21 protein-coding genes are annotated in these 22,596 nt (G+C 62.0%); 13 read left to right on the top strand and 8 right to left on the bottom strand.

The annotated features are described in order from the left end of the window. Positions 1-59: 59 nt before the first annotated feature. The 4 genes from KUW62_RS15845 to KUW62_RS15830 are packed head-to-tail and all read right to left on the bottom strand — an operon-like array spanning position 60 to position 5,285. On the bottom strand, positions 60-620 hold the full coding sequence (locus tag KUW62_RS15845) for a TetR/AcrR family transcriptional regulator (RefSeq protein WP_224816431.1): 561 nt from the start codon (positions 618-620) through the stop codon (positions 60-62). Positions 621-679: 59 nt separating this feature from the next. After that, on the bottom strand, positions 680-2,626 hold the full coding sequence (locus KUW62_RS15840) for a hypothetical protein (protein ID WP_224816430.1): 1,947 nt from the start codon (positions 2,624-2,626) through the stop codon (positions 680-682). A 13-nt stretch (positions 2,627-2,639) separates the two neighbouring features. Beyond that, the gene (locus KUW62_RS15835) at positions 2,640-3,857 is read right to left on the bottom strand and encodes a phosphatase PAP2 family protein (protein ID WP_224816429.1); all 1,218 of its coding nucleotides are present in this window, start codon (positions 3,855-3,857) and stop codon (positions 2,640-2,642) included. Between the two features lie 21 nt (positions 3,858-3,878). Further along, positions 3,879-5,285 (bottom strand): hypothetical protein, encoded by a 1,407-nt coding sequence (locus KUW62_RS15830; RefSeq protein ID WP_224816428.1) that lies wholly within the window; start codon positions 5,283-5,285, stop codon positions 3,879-3,881. Between the two features lie 648 nt (positions 5,286-5,933). Between KUW62_RS15830 and KUW62_RS15825 the strand changes: the two genes are divergently transcribed. Together KUW62_RS15825 and KUW62_RS15820 are read left to right on the top strand one after the other, a co-directional pair. Beyond that, positions 5,934-6,440 (top strand): hypothetical protein, encoded by a 507-nt coding sequence (locus tag KUW62_RS15825; protein ID WP_224816427.1) that lies wholly within the window; start codon positions 5,934-5,936, stop codon positions 6,438-6,440. Positions 6,441-6,475: 35 nt separating this feature from the next. Beyond that, entirely contained in the window at positions 6,476-6,961 is a 486-nt protein-coding gene (locus KUW62_RS15820; protein ID WP_224816426.1) for a hypothetical protein, read from the top strand. Positions 6,962-7,124: 163 nt separating this feature from the next. On the opposite strand, the gene KUW62_RS15815 is transcribed toward KUW62_RS15820, so the two are convergent. From KUW62_RS15815 to KUW62_RS15805, 3 genes are read right to left on the bottom strand one after another with little or no spacing between them, the layout of a single operon-like run. Next, complete coding sequence (locus KUW62_RS15815; RefSeq protein ID WP_224816425.1) at positions 7,125-7,982, bottom strand: MBL fold metallo-hydrolase; 858 nt, start codon at positions 7,980-7,982, stop codon at positions 7,125-7,127. Next, a complete protein-coding gene (locus tag KUW62_RS15810; RefSeq protein ID WP_224816424.1) occupies positions 7,979-9,325 on the bottom strand; it encodes an aspartate aminotransferase family protein in 1,347 nt (448 codons plus the stop codon). The genes KUW62_RS15815 and KUW62_RS15810 overlap by 4 nt, the downstream gene beginning before the upstream one ends. Then, positions 9,322-10,131 (bottom strand): IclR family transcriptional regulator, encoded by an 810-nt coding sequence (locus tag KUW62_RS15805; protein WP_224816423.1) that lies wholly within the window; start codon positions 10,129-10,131, stop codon positions 9,322-9,324. The genes KUW62_RS15810 and KUW62_RS15805 overlap by 4 nt, the downstream gene beginning before the upstream one ends. A gap of 122 nt (positions 10,132-10,253) precedes the next feature. On the opposite strand from KUW62_RS15805, the gene KUW62_RS15800 reads away from it, so the two are divergent. From KUW62_RS15800 to KUW62_RS15780, 5 genes are read left to right on the top strand one after another with little or no spacing between them, the layout of a single operon-like run. After that, the gene (locus KUW62_RS15800) at positions 10,254-11,186 is read left to right on the top strand and encodes a tripartite tricarboxylate transporter substrate-binding protein (protein ID WP_224816422.1); all 933 of its coding nucleotides are present in this window, start codon (positions 10,254-10,256) and stop codon (positions 11,184-11,186) included. 60 nt (positions 11,187-11,246) lie between these two features. Next, entirely contained in the window at positions 11,247-11,786 is a 540-nt protein-coding gene (locus tag KUW62_RS15795) for a tripartite tricarboxylate transporter TctB family protein (protein ID WP_224816421.1), read from the top strand. 12 nt (positions 11,787-11,798) lie between these two features. Further along, positions 11,799-13,316: a tripartite tricarboxylate transporter permease gene (locus KUW62_RS15790; protein ID WP_224816420.1), complete on the top strand. Its 1,518-nt coding sequence runs from the start codon at positions 11,799-11,801 to the stop codon at positions 13,314-13,316. 6 nt (positions 13,317-13,322) lie between these two features. After that, complete coding sequence (locus tag KUW62_RS15785; RefSeq protein ID WP_224816419.1) at positions 13,323-14,807, top strand: aldehyde dehydrogenase; 1,485 nt, start codon at positions 13,323-13,325, stop codon at positions 14,805-14,807. Next, on the top strand, positions 14,804-16,036 hold the full coding sequence (locus tag KUW62_RS15780) for a Tm-1-like ATP-binding domain-containing protein (RefSeq protein WP_224816418.1): 1,233 nt from the start codon (positions 14,804-14,806) through the stop codon (positions 16,034-16,036). The genes KUW62_RS15785 and KUW62_RS15780 overlap by 4 nt, the downstream gene beginning before the upstream one ends. Here the strand turns inward: KUW62_RS15780 and hpaR are convergent. Beyond that, positions 16,033-16,470, bottom strand: coding sequence for a homoprotocatechuate degradation operon regulator HpaR (gene hpaR, locus KUW62_RS15775; protein ID WP_224816417.1), 438 nt, complete (start codon positions 16,468-16,470; stop codon positions 16,033-16,035). The genes KUW62_RS15780 and hpaR overlap by 4 nt on opposite strands. An 80-nt stretch (positions 16,471-16,550) precedes the next feature. Between hpaR and KUW62_RS15770 the strand changes: the two genes are divergently transcribed. The 6 genes from KUW62_RS15770 to hpaH are packed head-to-tail and all read left to right on the top strand — an operon-like array spanning position 16,551 to position 22,537. Continuing rightward, positions 16,551-16,940, top strand: a complete 390-nt coding sequence (locus tag KUW62_RS15770) for a 5-carboxymethyl-2-hydroxymuconate Delta-isomerase (protein ID WP_224816416.1) — start codon at positions 16,551-16,553, stop codon at positions 16,938-16,940. Continuing rightward, entirely contained in the window at positions 16,937-18,451 is a 1,515-nt protein-coding gene (gene hpaE, locus KUW62_RS15765; protein ID WP_224816415.1) for a 5-carboxymethyl-2-hydroxymuconate semialdehyde dehydrogenase, read from the top strand. The genes KUW62_RS15770 and hpaE overlap by 4 nt, the downstream gene beginning before the upstream one ends. 49 nt (positions 18,452-18,500) lie before the next feature. Continuing rightward, entirely contained in the window at positions 18,501-19,484 is a 984-nt protein-coding gene (gene hpaD / locus KUW62_RS15760; RefSeq protein ID WP_224816414.1) for a 3,4-dihydroxyphenylacetate 2,3-dioxygenase, read from the top strand. 10 nt (positions 19,485-19,494) lie between these two features. Continuing rightward, the gene (locus KUW62_RS15755) at positions 19,495-20,889 is read left to right on the top strand and encodes a pyridoxal-dependent decarboxylase (RefSeq protein WP_224816413.1); all 1,395 of its coding nucleotides are present in this window, start codon (positions 19,495-19,497) and stop codon (positions 20,887-20,889) included. Then, positions 20,886-21,740, top strand: coding sequence for a fumarylacetoacetate hydrolase family protein (locus tag KUW62_RS15750; protein ID WP_224816412.1), 855 nt, complete (start codon positions 20,886-20,888; stop codon positions 21,738-21,740). Before KUW62_RS15755 ends, KUW62_RS15750 begins: the two co-directional genes overlap by 4 nt. Further along, positions 21,737-22,537: a 2-oxo-hept-4-ene-1,7-dioate hydratase gene (hpaH, locus tag KUW62_RS15745; RefSeq protein WP_224816411.1), complete on the top strand. Its 801-nt coding sequence runs from the start codon at positions 21,737-21,739 to the stop codon at positions 22,535-22,537. The genes KUW62_RS15750 and hpaH overlap by 4 nt, the downstream gene beginning before the upstream one ends. The last annotated feature ends 59 nt before the right edge of the window (positions 22,538-22,596 follow it).

Genomic DNA, 22,596 nt, shown 5'->3' with positions numbered 1-22,596 from the left:
ACGTTGGTCAGTATCGTAGCGTAGATTTGGACAATTGGTCAATACGTGTCCAAAATAGGTCAACCGTCCACCATGACTTCGACAGAAGTTTTCAGCGTGGCAAGAAGGCCGAGCAACCGGTCACGGTCGGGTGTGTTATGTTTGATGCCGTGGGTCGCCGTCACAAGATAGGCGGCAAGGCTTTCGGGGCTTTGTCCCTTGGCGGCCAGCGCCGGTCCGTGGGGGCGCAGCAAATCGGTGAGGGCTGCATGGATATTGGCCTGGGCTTCCTCCATCGCGGCGCTTGCGGCCGGATGCGCAGCCTGCTCCAACTCCGCGGCATCGGGGGCGTCCCTTAAAGCGTCCCAGGGGTCAATCACGGCATGTTGGAACAGGATATCGAGCTTTTCGGACAGCGTCTGCGCGCCGTCCCAATCGGCTAGGGTCCGTTGCAGGATCCCGGCACAATAGTATCGGATCGCGCCCTCGATCACCTCGTTCTTGTTGGAAAACACGTTGTAGAGGGTCTGGCGCACTACGCCTGCCTCGTCCGCTACATCGTTCATCGTCGCGCGCTTAAGGCCATAGCGGGAAAAGACCCGGATGGCGGCGGCGGCGATCATCTCTTCCTTGTCGGTCATGGACGGCATATCGACAAATCATGTCGCGCTGTCAATGAAAGCGGAGGCATGAGGGCTGTTCAATCGCGCGCCAAAATCTCCCGTGAATAGATCGGGGCCGCCACGCTGGTTCCATTCATCGCGCGGACGGCACCGCTTTGCATACCGGCGGCGAATTGCCCCCACCGATCAATGGACCGGTCGCTCGCCCTGTGGGCGTTGGGATCGTGGACGTAGCATTTGGTCTTCGCGCCCTCGCCCAAGGCGGAATAGGGCGCCTCTTTACCCTGCAGATGCAAGGCTTCGTCAAATTCGCCATAGATCCCACCGATGATGTGTATGCGGTCCTCGATCACGCCGTCGCGCGGACGGGTTGCCAGCCCGTTGAGCGTCGCGGCCCGGCGGATGATGGCGCCGTCATCGCCGGGATCGGTTGCCCGCGTTTCACCCTGCGGCAGGCGCCTTGATCCTTCGTACGGGGCTTCGTCCAGGTAAGAGGGCCGCCCCCGTGTGACGAAGCCCAGTGCCTGATCGTCGCGTTGCACCCAGGCATGGAGGGATTGACCCTTGCTCAGTCCATCTGCTGCCACGCTGACCTGCCAAGGCCCGGGCTCGCACATCGGGGCGCCGTCGTAATTTTCGGTCCCGGCAAGCGCGATGAGCAGGCGCACGGTTCGGCACGCACCCGGGTCCTTGTCATTGGCATAGGGGTGGTCGACGTTCATCCTGCCGATCACGGCGTCGTTCAGGGTGATGTCGATGCTGTGGGGCATGCGGCCTTTCGGTATTGTCCAAATCAACTCCTGCCCGCCACCGGGCGGCTGTAGCGCGACCTTGGAGATATGCGCACCAAGGGGCGCCCAAACCTCAAGATAATTGGAGCTGTGGTCCGCCGGTTGCGTCTTCCAGCTGAGGTTAAGAATTGTGGAGGAGGTCTTTGCATCCACACGGTCCGACATTGCGTGGCCCTGGGCAAGACGCCGGTTTCCGGCGGGCAGCACGATGTCCGCCTTCACCGAGGCATCATCGTGACGCTTGGGAAACAGCGTCTCGATCCGTTCCACGTAATCCGCAAGCATCCTGCGAAACGCAGCCTCGATTGGATGCGTGCCATCGTGGGGACCGGCTCCAAGGCCGAAGCTGAAGTTCAGGACGAGGGGAACCGGGCGGGACGCGGCGATGCAGATCTGTTCGGCCCGGTCGAAGATGTACCGCAAACCGCACAGCACAACACCATAAAGCGCGCTTCCCGACGTGTCGGCCGTCACGAGTTCCGGCAATTCCACCGCGATGATCCGGTGGTCCCGCGCCCGGTCCCCGACATCCGGGTCATAACCGGCAGCTGCGTCGAGGACATGCGTACCGTGGCCAAGGCTCAAGCGCGATGCGCCGAATTCCGAGGTCGTGTCCGAGATCAGGCCAAGATGGGTCATCCACAACGCCTCATCCTCAGCCGAGCGGCCCATTTCCGCCTCAAGGTCCTTGCGAATCCACGCGCGCCCGAATGGGACCGGGGACATCGGATCGCTCTTGGCGGCCTGCGCCCAGATATAGTCGCAGCGTGCTCCGCGGATGGATCCGTCCGGCGACGGCACCCGGAAGCGTGTGTTGAAGGGATTTATCGCGGTGTCGATAATCGCGGTTATCACCATGTTGGCGGGGTTCGCGCCGTCATGCAGGACATGCGCACCCCCCTGTGTTCCGTCCGACTTGGGCGGTGACAGCGGGATACTGGACGGTGGCACTGGAAGACGGCTTATCACCCGTGCCTTTCCACCGGCCTTGTCAAAAGGTTCACGGTTCTGGCCGTCCCGTCCCAACGTCTCCACCCGGACATCTCGCGCCATGGGATCAAGGTTCAAAACATGACGCGCGGACACGACTTCGGGCCGGACCGCCCCAAGCCGTGAGATTTCGCTATATGCGGCCCCTTCGGACGTGTCCCAGTCCGTATAGGGGTCGAGCGGTTCGCCCGATGCGGTCGCGGGCGTGGAGGCGCGTTTTGCCAATGCGTAGGTCAACGGCATGGCGTTGTCCCCCTCAGGCCCATTCTTCCATCGCCTTGGTCCAGAGCCATGCGAGGGTCGGCGCATCCTCGACCCCGTGGGCCAAGCCGACATTCTGGGGCAGCTCCGAAATGCCGTCCTGCAATTGCAGCGCAGTCCCGGCGAAGTAGCTGCCGAACAAGAAGTCGCGCGACCCCATCTCGGACCCGACGAACTTGAAGGCCCCGATCTCTCCGGCATCTTGTTTCGCGAGGCTGACGATGTAGTCGCCCAACATCAGGCCAAGTGCGGCACCGGCAAGCGAATCCACGGGGAAATGCACCCCCGCAACAGTGCGGTTTACCGCGATGCGATGGGCTTGGCGCAAAAGCATCGTCGCCCAATCGGATGCGCCGCCATCGTAGCCGGTGTCGTTCATCAGGTGATCGAGCATCCGGGCAACGACAAAAGCCTCGGTCGAATGACCGCTTGGCAGCGTTCCATGGCCCGGGGTGGGCACGATGGGTTGCAATTGCGGGGAGAATTCGTTCGGGCGGCGGCATCGCAGGGCCTTCTTGACCCGTATCACGACTTCGGACGCCGAAGATTGCGCAATGCTCACCAACTCTCGCGTGAATTTCCTGGACGCCGGGTGCAGCGGCAGGACCGTTTCGAAAAACGGCGTCGGAAACCCGATCTGGCCCACAGCCTCGCCAAGCCGTTCGCTCCGTTGCGGAATGTAATTGGCCACAAGGTCGAGTTGCTGGGCGAGGATGGCCGGGGTCGGCGCAATCAGATCGGCGAGCAGTTGCGTCTGGGTTTCCAGATCGGCGACGTCACCCAAGGCCGGTGCCGCGTCGGGGATGGTCTTGGCGGTGTGATAGATGGAAACGGCTGGCGTATTAGCGTCGTCGCAATCGTTCCGCTCCTTGAAAACCAGCGGGCCGACGATCTCGTTCTCCATCGTGATGGCACGGACCCACGGAGCGCTGAAGCGCGCGTAGGCGTCGGAATCTGCCAGGTGCGGCGGGGTCCGCGTGCTGTGCTGCCAATATCCCGCGATCCCGTCGCGCGCCATGATCGACGCGCCCGACAGGAAGGAACCGTAGCTGCCTGCCGCGCCGGATGCGCCGGAAGCCCCCGACGCACCAGATGCGCCCGAGGCTCCGGACGCGCCTGACGCTCCCGATGCGCCGGAGGCCCCGGATGCACCCGACGCGCCGGAAGCGCCTGACGCCCCGGAGGCGCCCGATGATGTTGCTGTGGTCGACATCGCAGATACTCTCTTCTTAGGTTAGCGCAGCGGTATGCCCGCGTCCGACAGGGCCTTGGCCCAGTTCTCACCGGTCCGGAAATTGGCGGCCGGGTGGAATTTCAGGTAGCCCTCGACGGTGAAATTCGGGTCGCGCTGCAAGATTTCCTGCGCGCTTTGCACCGCGTCTTCGTGGCGGTCGAGGTTTTGCAGGGCAATGGTGCGAACGCGAAGGGTGGAGGCATGGCGCGGGTTGGCCAGATACGACCGCTCTGCCAAGCGAAGCGCGGTTCCGTAATCCTCTATGGCCAGATGCGCCGTTCCAGACAGGCAATCGAAGTAGTAGCGATGCGGATCAAGCGGCGACAGGTTGCGCGCCTTCGAGGTGCACAGCACAGCCTCCGCCCCTTGGTCCGAGAACGACAGCATCGCGCCTTTGAGGAGCCACGCCAGCGAGTTGCTGGAATCGGTCTCTAACGCCATGTCCATCTCGATCGCGCCGCGCGTGAAATCATCGTGAAAATGGCTTAACACCATGCCGTGGATCGCACGGGAGAACGAGCAGGCCGGGTCAAGCGCCAGTGCCTGCTGGACCAGATGCAGCGCACGCGCGCCGTCTGCCTTGATGTCCGTGCTCCATGCTTGGTTGGCATTGAGAATGTAGAACTTCGCAAGCCAGGCATGTAGAACGGCGTGGCCGGGAAATTCCTCGATCAGCTCCTCCATCAAGGTGCGTGCCTGCTGCACCACGACCTTCTGGTGCTGGTGCATCATGCTGATGGCGGCCATCAGGCGTTGGTGAACCTGAAGGCGGAAGCGATCCCGGCTTTGTACCGCATGGACCGATTGTGACAGGATCGTCTCCAGCGTCATTTGCGCGATGTCGCGCGGGGCGGCCCAATCCGCGGCAGAGATTTCCGACAGGGCCATGGACAATTGCCGGCTCCAGCACACACGTTCCGATTGCAATTCGACGAGGTCGCAGGACACGGCAAGCTCCGTCCCCATCAGGCGGATCGTGCCGAACAGCAGGTAATCGGCGTTGAGCTGTTGGCGAAGCGTCGCAAGATCGAGCGTTGGGTACTGAAATCGTCGGCTGGACAGGTGCGAGATCGTATCGACAATCGTGCAGCGCGACAGGTCTCGCGTCACTTCGAGCGCCATAAGATCGCCGAGGTGCCGGGCCTGCTCATCGGGGACGACCGGGCAGAATGGCACCACGCAGACCGACGGCGAAAGGCGGGCACTGATGACGGACGGGAGGCGCAGACGGCGGTCATAGGCCTGCTCTCGCCGCTCGGACAGCCATTCGTTGAACCGCGGTTCGTTGATGTCGATACCTTCGAGAAATTCGCCGTCACTGGGCGACCCAGTAATCTGCACCGCGGCCTGGTTCAGCCGCACCTCGGAATTCGTGGCGGAGAAAAGGAGCTCGAACGTCTCGCCCATGCTCCGCCTGAGGTCCGACAGAGCACGACGCAGACTGGATCGTCCTAATTCCGATCCGGACCTCCCCCACAGGACCTGCTGGATCCATGAACGTGAATGGGTTCCATCAGGGGCCAGGGCAAGCAAGGCAATCAATCCACGCAGCTTCGCGCTGCGGATCAAGATTTCCTCCCCCTCGACCGTCTCCAGCCGAAAGGCGCCGAAAAGTCGAATTGAAATACAATTCGTCATGACCTTTTCCCCTCCGTCGCCAGTCAGCCACAGAGCGCCGGTTTCACAAAGGGCTTTCACGCTTTTTTCACATTACGCTGGGTCAGCTTGGCGTGGAATTGTGCAAGGGAGCTTATTCTGCATTGAAAACAGCGGGTTGCGACGTCTCTGGCCCGCCTGCGGTCTCGGCCCCGGCAGGGTTCACACCTTATTCACTCCATGAACGACCGAGAATCGCGCTCCATTGTGGGGCGATTTCAGATTGGAGTTTTCGGTCATGCCACCGTGCCAGACACGACAAGACGACGCTCTTCGATCACCCGTCCATTCTCTCTCCCTGGCCCCGCGCCTGTCCTGACGCGGGGTACCTGATGCCCCCTTCCTTGCGAAGGGGGCATCCCTTTCCAACGAAGCACAGCACCAATGTCCCGAGGTTCCATGCAAATCCACCGCCCGCTCCTGACTTTTATCGGATTGTCCGTGCTGGGACTGATCTTCATCGCCGCCGTGACAGCAAGCGCCCGTTTCGCGCCGCTGTTGGTCGGCGAGGATGGATTGCTGTTGATGCGCGCGTTCAACATTGTCGTCCTCCTCCTTCTCGTATCGTTCATCATCGAACGGGCTTGCGAAGGGATGCTGGGCGCGTTGACGGATATCGGGTTGATCCCGGCAAAGTCGGAAGGCCCCCAAGCTCAATCCCGGCGGAACCTCGTCTCGTTCCTGATCTGCCTGACCATTGCCAGCCTGATCGTCGTGAACGGCATCTTTCTCGGCGAAATGGTCCTGACGGGACTTGCGGGCGATATCGGCGGTGCGCAACCGGCAACGTGGTTCCGGTTCGTCGATGCGGCGCTCACCTCGCTGGTTCTCGTCGGCGGCGCGCAAGGCATTCACCGGCTGCTCAAGCACGGCGCGTCTCTGGTGCCGGTGCGGGGGGCGCCATGATGAAATCCACAATTAAAGAGGACAGAGGACACAACATGCTTTTGGGACGAGGGTCGCTGGACGGTCGCGGACCGTATGTGGTGGAAGGCCACTTCACCCTGACCGAGGATCATAACGGCCAGATTCAATTCGTGGCCGGAGACGATTTCAGCTTTTCCGACGCAGAGGGTCGCGGCATGCCGGAGCCGGGCTTCGCGCTCTTCCACGGCGATCCGACAGGATGGCCGATGGCCGTCGTCATGCCCACCGCGAAAGCTACGGATTTCCTGCGTCTGCCCCCGAATATCGCGGTGAACGGGCGACAGAGTGCGCTCTTGTCGCCCGGCCTGGTTCTGGATGCCTTCGATACCGTCATCCTGATCTGTTTTCGCAACCAGACCGTCCTGGGTGTTGGCAGTATTCTGAAAAGCCGGTGGTACGGTGATGACCGGACGGCTTTCGCGCAAGATAGTCTGACCCATCACGGCCAATGCGCGCAATCGCGACGTCATCCACCGGGGTCCCCGTTGGGGGTCCTCTAGCGGCGGAAAAGGTGCCCGCGCGCCGCGTGCCTTGGCCGGACCCCTCCTGGACATGCACAAGGGCCGGACCCCTGCACCTTTTCGCCGACCCCTCCGCCATTCTGCCGGTGCCAGGATGGCGGGGGGTATATATCGGATCTCCTAATTCCGCTTTCGCGCGCCGTCACAACTCAATCCTGATCCCATCTGTCCCGACGATTAGGTCGCCGTCCCAGTGTTGGGCCACCGCGACCTTCCAGTCCCGTTCGCCGAAGGTCGGATCGTCGGACGGTATCAGGTGAGACAGTGCCAACCGCTTGACGCCCGCGCGCGTCGCGGTCGCGGCGGCGTCATGGGCGAATGTGTGTGAGCGCAGCCAATGGGCCATAAGCTTGTCCGATCCATTCCCGATGCGCGCCATCAGGGCCGGGAGTGCGGCTTCGAGCATTGCCTCGTGGATCAACAGGTCGGCGCCGCGCGCGAATTCCTCAAGCGCCAAAAGCGGGGCAGTATCACCGGAAAAAACGACATGGGTTCGCGCCGTCTTGAACGAAAACGCAAAGGTGTCGACCAGGGGCGGATGCTGCGTCCGCAACGCCGTGACCTCGATCCCGTCACGCGCCATCACGGGGCCCGCATCAATCACGCGAATGGCAACCAGATCGCGGAGGTCCGGTCGCCCCTCATCCTCGATCCGCAGGTCGATATCCGCCTTCATGGAAGCAAGAAATCCGTCCCAGTAGCTGTCCAGCCCGTCCGGGCCGAATATCTCCACCTTCGTTTTCAAACCTGCGGTCCACGCGGTGTGCAGAAGCGGCCCCAACTCTAGATAATGATCGGAGTGGAGGTGGCTGATGAAGATCAGCGAGAGATCCTTCAATTCCATGCCCCGATCGACCAGGCCGCGCGTGACACCCAGCCCGCAATCCACCACGAAACGCACCCCGTTCAGGCAATAGAGCGCAGAGGTGGGCATGGACGATCCGGGCCGGATCGCAGGACCGCCCTTGGTGCCCAGAAGGGCCACGAAATCTCCACTCATAACGCTGCGAAACCGGCGTCGAGCGCGGACAGGATCGTATCGACATCCGCATCGGTCAGGATCAGCGGCGGCGACATCAAGATGTTCGGTCCAGAGACGCGGATCATCGCGCCCGCTTCATAGGCCTTGTCCTGTACGACCGTCCCGATCTCCGGCCCTGTCGGGGCCTTGGTGGTGCGGTCGCTGACCATTTCGATCCCGGTCATCAGGCCACGACCGCCGCGCACATCGCCGATCACGTCGTACTTTTCCTTCAGGGCAAGGCACCCCTCGTACATCTGTGTCCCGCGCGCCGCGGCATTCTCGATCACGTTCAAGCGCTTGGTTTCTTCCAGGCAGGCGAGCGCCGCCGCCGCGCCGACCGGGTGGCCCGAATAGGTATAGCCGTGTCCGATCTTGGCACTGGCGTTGTTCTCGAATGCCTCCACCATCTTCGCGCCGAGCATGACCGCGCCGAACGGGAAATATCCGTTTGTGATGGCCTTCGCCGTGCACATCATGTCGGGCTGGATGCCCCAAAGCCGTGCGCCCGACCATGCACCGGTTCGACCGTAAGCGGTAATCACCTCGTCATTTATCAATAAGATGCCATGGCGATCGCAGATGTCGCGCACCATCGGCATGAAGCTCCCGTGGGGAACGATCACGCCACCCGCGCCCAGGATTGGTTCCATGATGAATGCAGCGATGGTGCCGGCGCCCTGAAACCCGATCTCGTCCTCAAGTGCGGCGGCACATAGTGGCGCGAGCTTTGCCGGGTCGGTTTCATCGAAAGGGTTGCGATAGGGATAGGGCGCAGGGATGTGATGGCATCCGGGCAAGAGCGGTTCATAGGCGGTTCGGAAATTCGCGTTCCCGTTGACCGACGCGCCGCCCATATGGGTGCCGTGATATCCCTTCTTGAGACTCAGGAACTTCACGCGACCCGGCTCCCCCCTCAGTTTGTGGTACTGCCGTGCGAGGCGCAGCGCGGTTTCCACCGAGTCGGACCCGCCAGACGTGAAGAATGCACGGCTCATCCCATCGGGCGCGAAAAATTCGCCAAGCTCGTAGGACAACTCGATCGCGGCATCGTTGCTGGAGCCACGGAAGGTCGAATAATAGGGAAGGGTATCCAATTGCCGCGCGATGGCGTCCTTCACCGGTTGGCACGAATAACCCAGGTTCACGTTCCACAGCCCGCCCACCGCATCCACGACGCTGTGTCCGTCGATATCCGTGATCCGCACGCCTTCGGATCCGGTTATGATCCTGGGCGGCGTATCGTGACTGTCCTGGGGAGAGGTCATGGGATGCCACAGGAAGCGGGCGTTGTTTTCCTTCAGGAAATTCGAATCTTTCATTGTGCGGGCTCCAATGCCTGTGTTCCGGCCAACGTGTCGGTCCAGGCGGCTTCGATCTCGGGCGGTACGCGGCCGCCCCAATTGCGGGAAATCTCGCGGCTGGCCTCTGCCAATTGCGCGTGTATCGCGTCGATCAACGGCTCGGTCATGCGGGCCGCAACGCCTGCGACCGTGACGGTTCCGGCGAATTGCGCGGTCTGATCGAACACCGGCGCGGCGACGGAATGGACGTCGCGCTCATACCCGCCGGATGAATGAGCAAATCCGAGCTTTTGCGCCGCAGCGGCCTCAAGCGCCAAGGCATCGGCGTCGATCACTGTCTCGGACGTGAAGCGTGTCAGGTTGCGCACGGCGTGATCCATCAGATCGGGCGGCCCGAAAGCAAGCGCACAGATCCCCGATGCGGTCGCGTGGAACGGGAAGGTCTGCACGTCGATCAGTACACGGGCGCTGTGGCGAACCGATTCGACCTGCGCCAATGCGTAGAGGACCGTGCCCGACAGGATCGTCGCATGCACCGTCTCACCGCTGACGGCGGCCAGATCTTTCAGGGGCTGTTCCACACCCGCCTTGCGGGGAACCGTGCGTTCACGCAGCTGGGCCAATTGCAAAAGCGCGGGCCCCAAGCGATAGGCGCGACTTGCCGGGTTCTGCTCGACAAATCCAGCGGCTTCAAGGGCTTGGACGTGGCGATAGGTCGTGGCCTTGTCACGCCCCGCCAGTCGGCAAAGCTGCGACAAGCCGATCTCCGGACGTGTTTCCGAAAAATGGGACAGCAGGTCGAGCGTTTTTGCAGCGGATGACATCGCGCCCTCGGATTGCAGAAATTCAAAAAAGGTTTGACAGGTCTTGATTAACAAGACAACCTTTTTATGAACCAATGGTTCAATATATGAACCGACATAGGGAGAAGATTATGATAACGGTAATGAGGACGCTTGCGGCCAGTGCCGTCGCGCTTTCGGCGATGGCGGGCGCGGCGCTGGCGGAATATCCCGAAGGCCCGGTGGAGTTCGTCGTGCCTTGGCCGCCGGGTGATCTGGAGGACATCCTGACGCGCATGATCGCGGAAGACTTTCAGGAGGCTTACGGCGTTCCGGCAGCGGTTGTGAACCGCCCCGGCGGCGGCGGTGGCCCGTTTCCCGGCGCGATCGAAGTGGCCAATGCGCCGCCCGACGGGTCCGTGATCGGCTCGTTCATCATCGCGATCCCCGTGGTCGGGCCGCAGATCGGAATACCGGAATTGAACCCGGACCCGTTCGTCCCGCTTGGAAACTTCCTGACCTACCCTTTCGTGATCGCCACGTCGGGTGACGCTCCCTACCAGACCATGGAAGAGCTTGCGGCCCATGCGGCTGACAATGACGTTGTCCTTGGCCATTTCGGTGCGCCACTGGTGCCGACGCAGGTGACCCTGGGCCTCGCAAACCAAATGGGCTTTTCCTATGCCGCGGACGCCGCCTTCGATGCGCTGGATTGCAACACGCTGGCCTCGGGCGATGTGGACGTGATCAACACGACGCTGCAACTTATCCTTCCCTGCCTCGACGACGTGACGGTCCTCGCGTCCATCGGGTCCGAGCGGATCGGTCTGACCCCGGACGCCCCCACGGTTGCCGAACTTGCGCCGGATCTTGATGTCGCGCTGTGGAACGGGCTGTTTGTCCACCGCGATACGCCGCAGGACATCCAGGACGCGATCATTGCCGTGGCACAGGAAACCGTGATGTCTGACCGTGCGCAGGCGCTGGCGGCTGAAACCGGTGCCCTTGTCTATTGGCAACCCGCTGCCGAGGTGATGGAGCAAATCCAGTCCGACATCGAGACGATGGGCCGGATCGAAGAGATGCTTGCCGAATAAGTGTTTGTGCCGGGCGGCCAGACGCCGCCCGGCCCCTCTTCCCTTGACCGGAGCTTTTCGATGTCACGCGTCAAGACCCTGCAGGCGCTGTTCAAGCGTTATCGACGCCCCGGTGACATCGTCTTCGCGTGGATCGTCCTGATCTTCGCGATTTTCCTGCTGTCTCAGATCTGGTCCCAGACGACTTATCGCAGCGGCACACCGCTGTTCGCGCAGCCGAGATTCTGGCCCGCCGTGTCCTTGATCGGAATGGTCGGCTTCGCATTGTTCCACCTGCTCGGCTCTGCCCTTTCGGAGCGGTTGGAGGGCCGCTGGCGCGAGGTTCTTCTGTGGATTGCATCGTTGGAATATGCGGGGTGGTTTGTCGTCTACGCGCTTGTCGTGCCGATCGCGGGATACCTGCCTTCGACGATCCTGTTCGCCATCGCGCTGACGGTGCGCGTGGGGTACCGCAGCGGCCGCATCCTTCTCGCGGCGGTCGCAGCGGCCTTGGTCATCGTACTTCTCTTTCGGACGTTCCTTCAGGTACGCCTGCCCGCGGGCCAATGGTACCAATCGCTGCCGGACGGCATACGGCAGATCATGCTGACCTATTTCTGAATCGGAGCTGCAATGGAAAACCTGCTGGCCGGGGCCGCCATGCTGGCCCGATGGGACGTGCTGCTGGCGCTGTTAGTGGGATCGGTCGGCGGCGTCATCATCGGTGCGATTCCGGGTGTTGGCCCTGCGGTCGCCATCGCGATTTTGCTGCCCGCGACATTCGCATTCGACCCGATTGTCGGTTTGACCGTGCTGCTGGGGATCTATGGCTCTTCGATGTATGGCGGTGCAATTCCGGCGGTTCTGATCAACACGCCCGGCACGGCGGTCAATGCGCTGACCTCCTACGACGGCTACCCGATGACCCAAAATGGTGAGGCGCACCGCGCCGTCTCTCTCGCCTACAGCGCATCGTTCTGGGGTGGGATATTCGGCATCCTGTGCTTGATCCTGCTGTCGCCGGTCCTTGCGTGGATAGCGCCAATGTTCGGCAGTCGGGAGATCTTCCTTGCGGCGCTTCTGGGCATCATCCTCGTGATCCTTGCCCATCGCGGCCAGATCTTTGCCGCGGGGTTTTTGGCCATGTTCGGCATTTTCCTTCAGACCGTGGGTCTGGACGCCGTCACCTACACGTCGCGCTACACGTTCGATCTCAGTTTCCTCAGCTCCGGCGTGAACCTGATCGTGGCGGTGCTAGGGCTCTTCGCGCTGAGCCAGGCGTTCTTCCTTTTGACCGCGCCGGACGAGAGCCCCGATGCAAAACCCGTCACCGGCCGCCTTACCGCCGGCTTTCGGGAGCTTCTGGGCCACAAGCGGATTGCCACGGTCGCGTCGGGCTTCGGCGTCATACTCGGGATGATCCCCGGCACCGGCGAATTCACGGCCCAGTTCATGTCCTACACCTATGCGCAGAAAACATCGAAGACGCCGGAGGCATTCGGCAAGGGTTCCCCCGAAGGGTTGATCGCGTCGGAGGCGGCAAACAACGCCGTGCCCGCCGCTGCGATGATCCCACTTCTGGCCCTCGGCATACCCGGTGAGGCACTTACCGCGATGATGCTGTCGGTCTTCTACGTGCATAACGTGATCCCCGGCCCCGCCCTTTTCCAGAACCAGATCGACCTGGTCTACGCACTCTACTTCGCGCTCATTATTCTGAACGTGCTGGTGCTGATCTTCCTGCTTCTGTCGACCAACCTGATGACGAAGATCATCCGCGTGCCGACCCGGTTTTTGGGCGTGATGATCCTGCTATTATCCTTTGTCGGCGTTTATTCCCTGCGCAATTCGCTGACCGATTGCATGATCGCCGCAGGTTTCGGAGTGCTTGGACTGATCCTAAAACGGCTCAACTTGCCGATTGTCCCGATCATCCTGGGCATGGTTCTGGGTGGGATCATGGAGGTGAAGCTCCGCTCCGCTCTGCCGCGGCTGAATACACCGCTCGACATGATCGACCGTCCGGTCGCCATGGTCATCTTCGCGATGATCGTGATCGTCCTCTCTCTTCATGTGCGCACCCTGGTCAAGGAATTCCGCGCCCGGCAACCAGAGGAAGACCACAACCTCCACGACAGTCAGCAAAGGTAGAACCGGATGGATCAAGCACAGATCGACGCCCTGCGCGCCCGTCCCATCGCGCCACAAAAGCACCTGATCGGGGGCGACTGGGTGGACGCCAGCGACGGCGCCACGATGGATATCACTTCACCCATCGACGGGCGGGTTCTCACTACGATGGCCCGCGGCACCGCTGCGGATATGGATGCCGCGATTTCAACGGCGCGCACGGCGTTCGAGGATCGGCGTTGGTCCGGCCAAGCGCCTTCTGCGCGCAAGAAGATCCTGCACAAATGGGCTGACCTGATCGAGGCAAACGCGCTCGATCTGGCCGTGCAGGGCGTGCGGGACAACGGGACGGAGATCGGCATGGCCTTCAAGGCAGAGCCCGGCTCCGCCGCCGCCACGATCCGCTATTACGCCGAGGCGTTGGACAAGGTGTACGGAGAAATTGCTCCGACCCAAAGCGACATCCTGGGCCTGATCCACAAGGAACCGGTGGGGGTGGTCGGCGCCATCATTCCCTGGAACTTCCCGATGATGATCGGCGCTTGGAAGCTTGGTCCGGCCCTTGCAATGGGCAATTCCGTCGTTCTGAAACCGGCCGAGACGGCATCCCTTTCGCTGCTTCGCATGGCCGAACTGGCTTTCGAGGCCGGTCTGCCGCCCGGCGTGCTGAACGTCGTCACGGGCGAAGGAGCCGTTGTGGGCGAAGCGATGGGTCTTTCGATGGATGTCGATGTCCTTGTCTTCACCGGTTCGGGGGCGACGGGGCGAAGGCTGCTCGAATATGCCGCGCGGTCCAACCTCAAGCGTGTGTATCTGGAGCTTGGGGGCAAATCCCCGAACGTCGTTTTCGCCGATGCACCTGATCTGGATGAGGCTGCAAAAGTTGCGGCGGCGGGGATATTCCGCAATGCCGGGCAAGTCTGCGTCGCCGGATCGCGGCTGCTCGTGGAAGAGGAGATCCACGACGATTTCGTGGCTGCCATCGTACGCGCGGCACAGGCGATGCGTGTGGGCGACCCACTCTTGACTGACACCCATATCGGTGCCGTCAATTCCGAAGCGCAGCTCTCGCAGAACCTGCAATTCGTGAAGACCGCGAAGGCGGAAGGCGGCGAAATCGTGACCGGCGGCAACAGGGTACTGGCTGAGACGGGCGGCACGTATATGGCCCCGACGGTCATCACCGGCGTCACCGCGGACGCGACCCTGTCCCAAAAGGAAGTGTTTGGGCCGATCCTGGGGGTGACGCCGTTCACCGATGAGGCAGAGGCCACAAGGCTCGCAAACGGTACGGTCTATGGCCTTGCCGGGGCCGTCTGGACCGGGAGCCTCTCCCGCGCCCACCGGATGGTGCAGGAGGTGCGAACGGGCGTTATGCACGTCAACACATATGGCGGCGCCGACGGTACGGTTCCCCTTGGCGGTGTCGGTCAATCGGGGAACGGGTCGGACAAGTCCCTGCACGCCATCGAAAAGTACATCAACCTCAAGACCGCGTGGATCAAGTTGTGACGGACAAGACAATTCTGGTGATTGGCACCTACGACACCAAGGACGATGAACTCGGCTTTCTGTCGCGTGTCATCCGCGACGAGGGCGGGCACGTTGTGACAATGGACGTCTCCGTTCTGGGTGATCCGTCCAGCCCATGCGATTACTCCAAGCATGATGTCGCGGAAGCGGGCGGAAGCTCAATTCAGGCGGCCATCGAAAGTGGTGACGAAAACCGCGCGATGCAGATCATGGCCAAGGGCGCGAGCCTTCTGGCGGCGCGTCTCCATGCGGAAGGAATCTTCGACGGGATGATCGTTCTCGGCGGGACGATGGGCACCGATCTGGCGCTCGACGTGACAAGCGCGCTGCCGCTCGGCGTGCCGAAATACATCGTGTCGACCGTGTCGTTTTCCCCGCTTATCCCCCCGGATCGGTTGGCGGCGGACACGCAGATGATCCTGTGGGCGGGCGGGCTTTACGGTCTCAACTCCGTCTGTACGGCATCGCTCAGCCAGGCTGCGGGTGCCGTGCTCGGCGCAGCGCGGGCCGTGCAGAAGCCTGATCCTGAAAAGCCGCTGATCGGGATGATGTCGCTTGGCACATCGGCATTGAAGTACGTGATACCGCTGAAGCCAGCGCTGGAGGCGCGCGGCTATGAGGTCGCGGTCTTCCACGCCACGGGCATGGGCGGGCGGGCGTTCGAGAGTCTGGCTGCTGAGGGCGCGTTTGCCTGCGTGTTCGATTTTTGCACGCAGGAATTGGGCAATCACATCCACGGCTCCAACATCAGTGCAGGTTCCGACCGGCTGACCGGCGCGGGGGTCAGCGGGACGCCGCAAATCGTGGCCCCGGGTTGCTATGATCTGGTCGACATTGTCGGATGGCAGGCCATTCCCGACAAATGGGCGGACCACCCCAGCCACGCCCATAATCGCCTGCTGACCTCCATCGTTCTCGATACCGAAGAACGGAAGGCCGTCGCCCGGGCCCATGCAAAGCAGCTGAGCGCCGCGCAGGGCGCAACCGCGCTGATCTTGCCGGAACATGGCTTGGGAGAGTGGGACCGGGACGGTGCGGATCTGCACGACGCGGCCGGACTGAACGCATTTCTTGCGGAGCTGGAGGCGCACGTCCCACCCCACATTCCCGTCCACCGCATCGCGTGTCACATCAACGATGCCGCCTTCGCGGACAAGGCGTTGGAGATTTTCGATGCGTGGCGCGCGGACGGTCGGGTCGCGGGCTAATCCCGCGCGCCAGGGTCAAGACGCGCAAGCAGATCAAGAAGGGTTTCAAAATTGTCATGTCCCAGCCTGGTCCGAAACCCATCGACGATCCGGGCCGATTGGTCGGCGCGATCGTCGATGATCGTCTGGCCCGCCGCTGTGATCTCGATGAATTGCCGCCGTCGGTCGGTCTTGTCCCGCGTCTGGGTCACAAGTCCCTTGTCCCGGAGGGTGGCGGCGATCCGCGTCAGGCTCGGCAAAAGCAGGCTGGCGCGGTCCGCAAGGGTCTTCGAATCCATGATCCCGTATTCCGACAACACCCGCAGCACGCGCCATTGCTGCTCCGTGATCCCCGTCTCCGCCAGCATGTCGCGGATCGGGGCCATCACGCCTTCGCGGGCGCGGATCAGGGCGATGGGGAGGGACCGTGCGGTGGAGGGGAGTCTGGACGTCATCTCAAGCCTGTGCCTGCGCTCTTGACAGATACTATATCCATTATTTAACTTGCTAACAATTAACATGTTAAGGAAATATCGTGCCGCACTTCCAGATCGACTATTCCGCCAACCTCGAAGAGGTCGTGGACATGGGTGCGTTGTGCGAGACCATCCGTAATGCTGCGGCGAGCGTGGAGACCTTTCCGACACCCGGCATCCGCGTCCGGGCTGTTCGCGTTGACCATTACGCGATTGCCGACGGAAACCCGAAGCATGGATTCATCGACCTGTCGATCCGGCTGCGCGAAGGGCGTCCGGCGGATGTGAAACGAGACGCCGTGACACGCATCTTTGCGGCCCTGACGGAGTTCGTGGCGCCTGTCATGGCAGATCACTCCATCGCGCTTTCCGCCGAGATGCGCGACATCGACGCCGCACTCTCCCCGAAAGCCGGGACGATCCGTAACCATATGGAGGGGCCCACATGAGCGTGCTGGACGACAATATCGCGAAGCTGAACCGCTATCTTGCGCGATATCGCGAGGACGGGATTCCCAATCGGATCGCCGGACAGGACGTGGCGGGAGCCGGCGGCACGTTTCAGTCGATCTCTCCCGTCGATGAGAGCGTCATTTGTGACGTTGCGCGGGGCACGGCGGAGGATATCGACGCCGCGGCCAATGCCGCCCACGACGCGTTTGCCCCGTGGCGGGACATGCCCGCAACCGAACGTCGCAAGATCCTGATCAAGATTGCCGAAGGGATCGAGGCACGGGCCGAGGAGATCGCCCTATGCGAATGCTGGGACACGGGGCAGGCCTACAAATTCATGTCAAAGGCCGCCCTGCGCGGTGCGGAAAACTTCCGCTACTTCGCCGAACAGGTTGTGCAGGCCCGCGACGGACAGCACCTGAAATCGCCGACTTTGATGAACATCACGACGCGCGTACCGATTGGCCCCGTGGGCGTCATCACACCCTGGAACACGCCGTTCATGCTATCGACATGGAAGATCGCGCCGGCATTGGCGGCAGGCTGCACGGTCGTTCACAAACCCGCCGAAGCGTCCCCCGTAACCGCTCGGCTGCTCGTGGAAATCGCGGAAGCAGCGGGCCTGCCGCTGGGGGTCCTGAACACCGTCAACGGGTTCGGGGAGGAGGCGGGCCGCGCGCTGTGCGAGCATCCCAGGATCAAGGCCATCGCTTTCGTCGGCGAAAGCCGCACCGGAAGTCTCATCACCAAGCAAGGCGCCGACACGCTCAAACGCAATCATCTGGAGCTTGGCGGAAAGAACCCCGTGATCGTGTTCGACGATGCCGATCTGGAACGGGCCCTCGATGCGGTGATCTTCATGATCTACTCCATCAATGGCGAAAGATGTACCTCATCCTCCCGACTTCTTGTGCAAGAAACGATACGCGAGGAGTTCGAAGAACGGCTCATTGATCGCGTGAACGCCATCCGAGTCGGCCATCCGCTGGACCCTACCACGGAAGTCGGCCCCCTGATCTCGGAGGAGCATTTCGCGAAGGTCACGGGCTACTTCGACGTGGCGAAGCAAGATGGCGCGACGATCGCCGCGGGCGGCACGACGCTTGGGGACGCAGGCTATTTCGTCCACCCAACGCTATTCACCGGCGCCACCAATCATATGCGCATCGCGCAGGAGGAGATTTTCGGACCCGTCCTGACATCCATCCCGTTCCAGACGGAGGATGAGGCGTTACAGATCGCCAATGACATCCCCTATGGCCTGACGGGTTATGTCTGGACCAACGATTTGACCCGTGCCCTTCGGTTCACCGACAAGCTTGAGGCCGGGATGATCTGGGTCAATTCCGAGAACGTCCGCCATCTGCCGACCCCTTTCGGAGGTGTGAAGGCCAGCGGGATCGGGCGGGACGGGGGCGATTGGTCGTTTGAGTTCTACATGGAGCAAAAGCACATCGGCTTCGCGACCGGTCAGCACAAGATCACCAAGCTCGGCGCGTCGGCCTAGCGATGCTACGGCGCGATGACAAAGGCGCAATGATAGAAAGAGCGTGACCATGCCCGTTCCGGCCCCCAACCTCTACCCCGACTTCAACACGATCCGCCTGTCCCATGTGTGCCTGAACGTGGCCGACCTTGCGGCCTCACGGGCGTTCTATGTCGATACGCTCGGGTTGCAGGTCACGGACGAATCCGACGACCGGATCTATTTGCGCGCAATGGAGGAGCGGGGGCACCATTGCATCATCCTCCAGAAATCCGATCAGCCGGGTACGGTCGACGTCATGGGGTTCAAGACCTTCGACGACCCGGATTTGGACCGGGCGCACGACTATTTCAACGCAATGGGCCGCCCCGTTGAATGGGTCGAGCGTCCCCATCAGGGGCGCACGCTTCTGACGTCCGATAACATCGGCATTCCGCTGGAATTCTATCACAAGATGGATCGCCTGCCGCCCATCCACCAGAAATACGCCCTGTATCGCGGTGTGAAGCCGCTGCGGATCGACCACTTCAACTGTTTCTCGCACGACGTCGACGCGTCGGTCGCGTTTTACAACGACATCGGATTTCGCGTCACGGAGTATACGGAAGACGCGGAAAGTGGCCGCCTGTGGGCTGCGTGGATGCACCGGAAAGGGGGCGTGCATGATATGGCCTTCACCAACGGCACCGGGCCACGTCTGCACCACGTTGCGTTCTGGGTGCCGACACCGCTCAACATCATTGACCTGCTCGACCTGATGGCGACGACGGGATACGTCTCCAATATCGAGCGGGGACCCGGACGGCACGGGATTTCCAACGCCTTCTTCCTCTACATCCTTGACCCGGATGGCCATCGGATCGAGATATATTGCTCCGATTATCAAACGGTTGACCCCGACCTGGAGCCGATCAAATGGGACCTTCAAGATCCGCAACGCCAAACGCTCTGGGGCGCGCCGGCACCGCAAAGCTGGTTCAAGCACGGCTCTCCCTTCGTGGGGGTCGAAACCCGCGACAGCGACATCGCGGCAAGTCCGATCGTCGCCCCGTAGGAGCGCCTGAATGAAGTGGGATGAGTACGCCGAATGGGGCCGCCGTATCGCCGACTGGGGTGCCGACTACCACACGACGCTGCGCGACCGCCCCGTGCGGGCGCAGACCGCGCCGGGGGAAATTGCGGCGCAACTTCCATTGTCGCCCCCCGATGCGCCGGAGGCGATGGAAGCCGTGATGGCCGATTTCGAAACCATCGTGATGCCCGGAATGACCCACTGGCAACATCCGCGGTTCTTTGCGTATTTCGCCGCCAATGCCGCGCCACCATCCATGTTGGCCGAGCAACTGGTGAACACAATCGCCGCCCAATGCATGCTGTGGCAAACCTCCCCCGCCGCGACCGAGGTCGAGGGGGTGATGATAGACTGGCTGCGCCAGGCGCTTGATCTTCCCGTGGGCTATACCGGCGTGATCCAGGACAGCGCCTCCTCCGCCACTTTGTCGGCGGTCCTGACGATGCGCGAGCGGGCGACGGGGTATTCCGGCAATAGGGAGGGGCTTTCGGGCAAGGGTCATTTGCGCATCTACTGCTCGGACCAGGTCCATTCCTCCATCGACAGGGCATGCTGGGTGGCGGGCATCGGGCAAGACAACCTCGTGAAGCTGCCCACCACCGGCCCGCGCCACGCGATGGATGTGAATGCGCTGGAGGCCGCTATCGCAACTGACAGGGCGGCGGGGCACGTTCCGGCGGGCGTAATCGCGATTACGGGCGGCACCGGCGTTGGCGCATCGGATAATTTGGGCCCGATCCTGCAAGTGGCCAGGGCGAATGACCTCTACACCCACCTCGACGCAGCGTGGGCCGGAGCTGCCATGATCTGCCCCGAATTCCACGCTGCGTTCTGGGACGGCGTCGCGGGCTATGACAGCATCGTCTTCAACCCGCACAAGTGGCTCGGCGCGCAATTCGACTGCTCCGTTCAATTTCTCAAGGATGCGCAGCCCCAGCTGAATACCCTCAAGATCGAGCCGGAATACCTCAAGACGTCCGGCGCGGCGGTCACCAATTATTCCGAATGGACCATCCCGCTCGGTCGCCGGTTCCGCGCATTGAAGATCTGGTTTCTGATCCGAACCTACGGCCTGGACGGTCTGCGCCACCGCATTCGCAATCACGTCGCTTGGGCAGAGGAATTGTGTGCGGCCCTTGACCAAGATGGGTTCGAGATCACGTCGGAACCGATTCTGAGCCTGTTCACCTTCCGCTGCCCGGGAAGTGACGACGATCAACAGCGCCTTGTCGACGCGCTCAACGATGACGGCCGCATCTACCTGACCCAGGGCGCATTCGACGGGCGCAAGGTCATCCGCTTTCAGGTCGGGCAATTCGATTGCACGCATGACGATGTCATGTTGGCGCGCCAGGTCATCGGCGAAGTGTGGGGGAAACTACAGTGAAAATCGCAAGCTACATCGCCCACGGACAACCCTATTACGGTGCGGTCACCGATGACGGAATGATCGCGCTGAGCCCCGATCTTCCGCAATGGCAGACCCTGACGGAGGTGATCCGGGCCGGTCAATTCGACCGGTTGCTGGACATGGCGGGCGGCGGTTCCGTGACCCATGACCGGTTCGTGTATGACATGGTCCTGCCCGATGCGCCGCGCATTCTGTGCGTGGGCGTCAATTTTCCCGACCGCAACGCGGAATACAAAGACGGATCGGAACAGCCGAAACACATGTCGCTGTTTCCGCGCTTCGCCAGTGGCTTTACGGGGCACGACAGTCCGCTGATCCGCCCGCCGGAAAACGCCACGCTCGATTACGAGGGCGAAGTTGCGATTGTCATCGGCAAGGCGGGGCGTCGGATCAGGCCGGAGGATGCCTACGACCACATTGCAGCGCTGACGATCTGCAACGAAGGCACGATACGCGATTGGGTCCGCCACGCGAAATTCAACGTGACCCAGGGAAAGAACTGGGATCGCTCGGGCGCGATGGGTCCATGGCTTGTTCCCTTCACCCATGCAACGCAACTGGACGAGGCGCGGATCGTCACGCGCGTGAACGGCGATATTCGGCAGGACGACGCGCTTTCCCGAATGATGTTCCCGATCCGGCAGCAGATCGAGTATATTTCCACCTTCATGGCGCTCCGCCCCGGTGACGTGATCGTCACCGGCACGCCGACGGGCGCGGGCGCGCGGTTCGATCCGCCGCGATACCTTGCACCGGGTGATGTGGTGGAGGTGGAAGTCACCGGCATCGGAACCCTGCGCAACACGGTTGAGGATGAGCGGATATGACGCCCGACGATCACGCGCGGGCGGCCGAAGACCTGTTGGAGGCTGAGCGTACGGGCCGCCAGATAGGCTTGCTGTCGAAACGTCACCCGGACATGGGGATGGACGATGCCTACGCCGTGCAGAATGCGATCTATCGGGCGAAATTCGCCGACGGGCGCAAGGTCATCGGCTGGAAAATCGGCCTGACCTCCAAAGCGATGCAGCACGCACTCAACATCGACATTCCCGATAGCGGTATCCTCTTCGATGACATGATGTTTGAAAACGGCGCGACCGTACCCGAAGGCCGGTTCATCCAACCGCGCGTCGAGGCGGAGATCGCCTTCGTGATGAAGACTGCCATCGGCAGCGCGGACGTGACACGCGCCGATGTCCTCGCCGCCACCGATTACGTGTCCCCGGCCATCGAAATCCTCGACACCCGCATTCTTCGCGCCGATCCGGACACGGGCGAGACGCGCAAGGTCTTTGATACCATCAGCGACAATGCGGCGGACGCGGGTATCGTTCTGGGTTCGGAGCGTTTCGGCGCCGATACCACCGACCTACGCTGGGTCGGCGCGATCACGAGCCGCAATGGTGAGGTGGAGGAGACGGGATTGGGTGCCGGGGTGTTGAACGATCCGGTCGAAAGCGTTGTCTGGCTCGCGCGCCGCATGGCGCAATACGGACAGCGGATCACACCGGGCCAAGTGATCCTTTCGGGCAGCTTCATCCGGCCCATCGAATGCCCACCGGCCACGCACATTCATGCCGAATTCGGGACGTTCGGTTCGGTGGACATCTCCTTCGCCTAGGCCGCGTTTCTTTGTGCTGCCGTCGCGCGGCCCGTTGGTCTATGGGTAGGTCAATCCAA

Origin of the sequence: Hasllibacter sp. MH4015 (assembly GCF_020177575.1) — a bacterium.
Lineage (GTDB): Bacteria > Pseudomonadota > Alphaproteobacteria > Rhodobacterales > Rhodobacteraceae > Gymnodinialimonas.
Note: the sequence above shows the minus strand (reverse complement) of the source record. Positions and strands in the feature narration are given on the sequence as shown.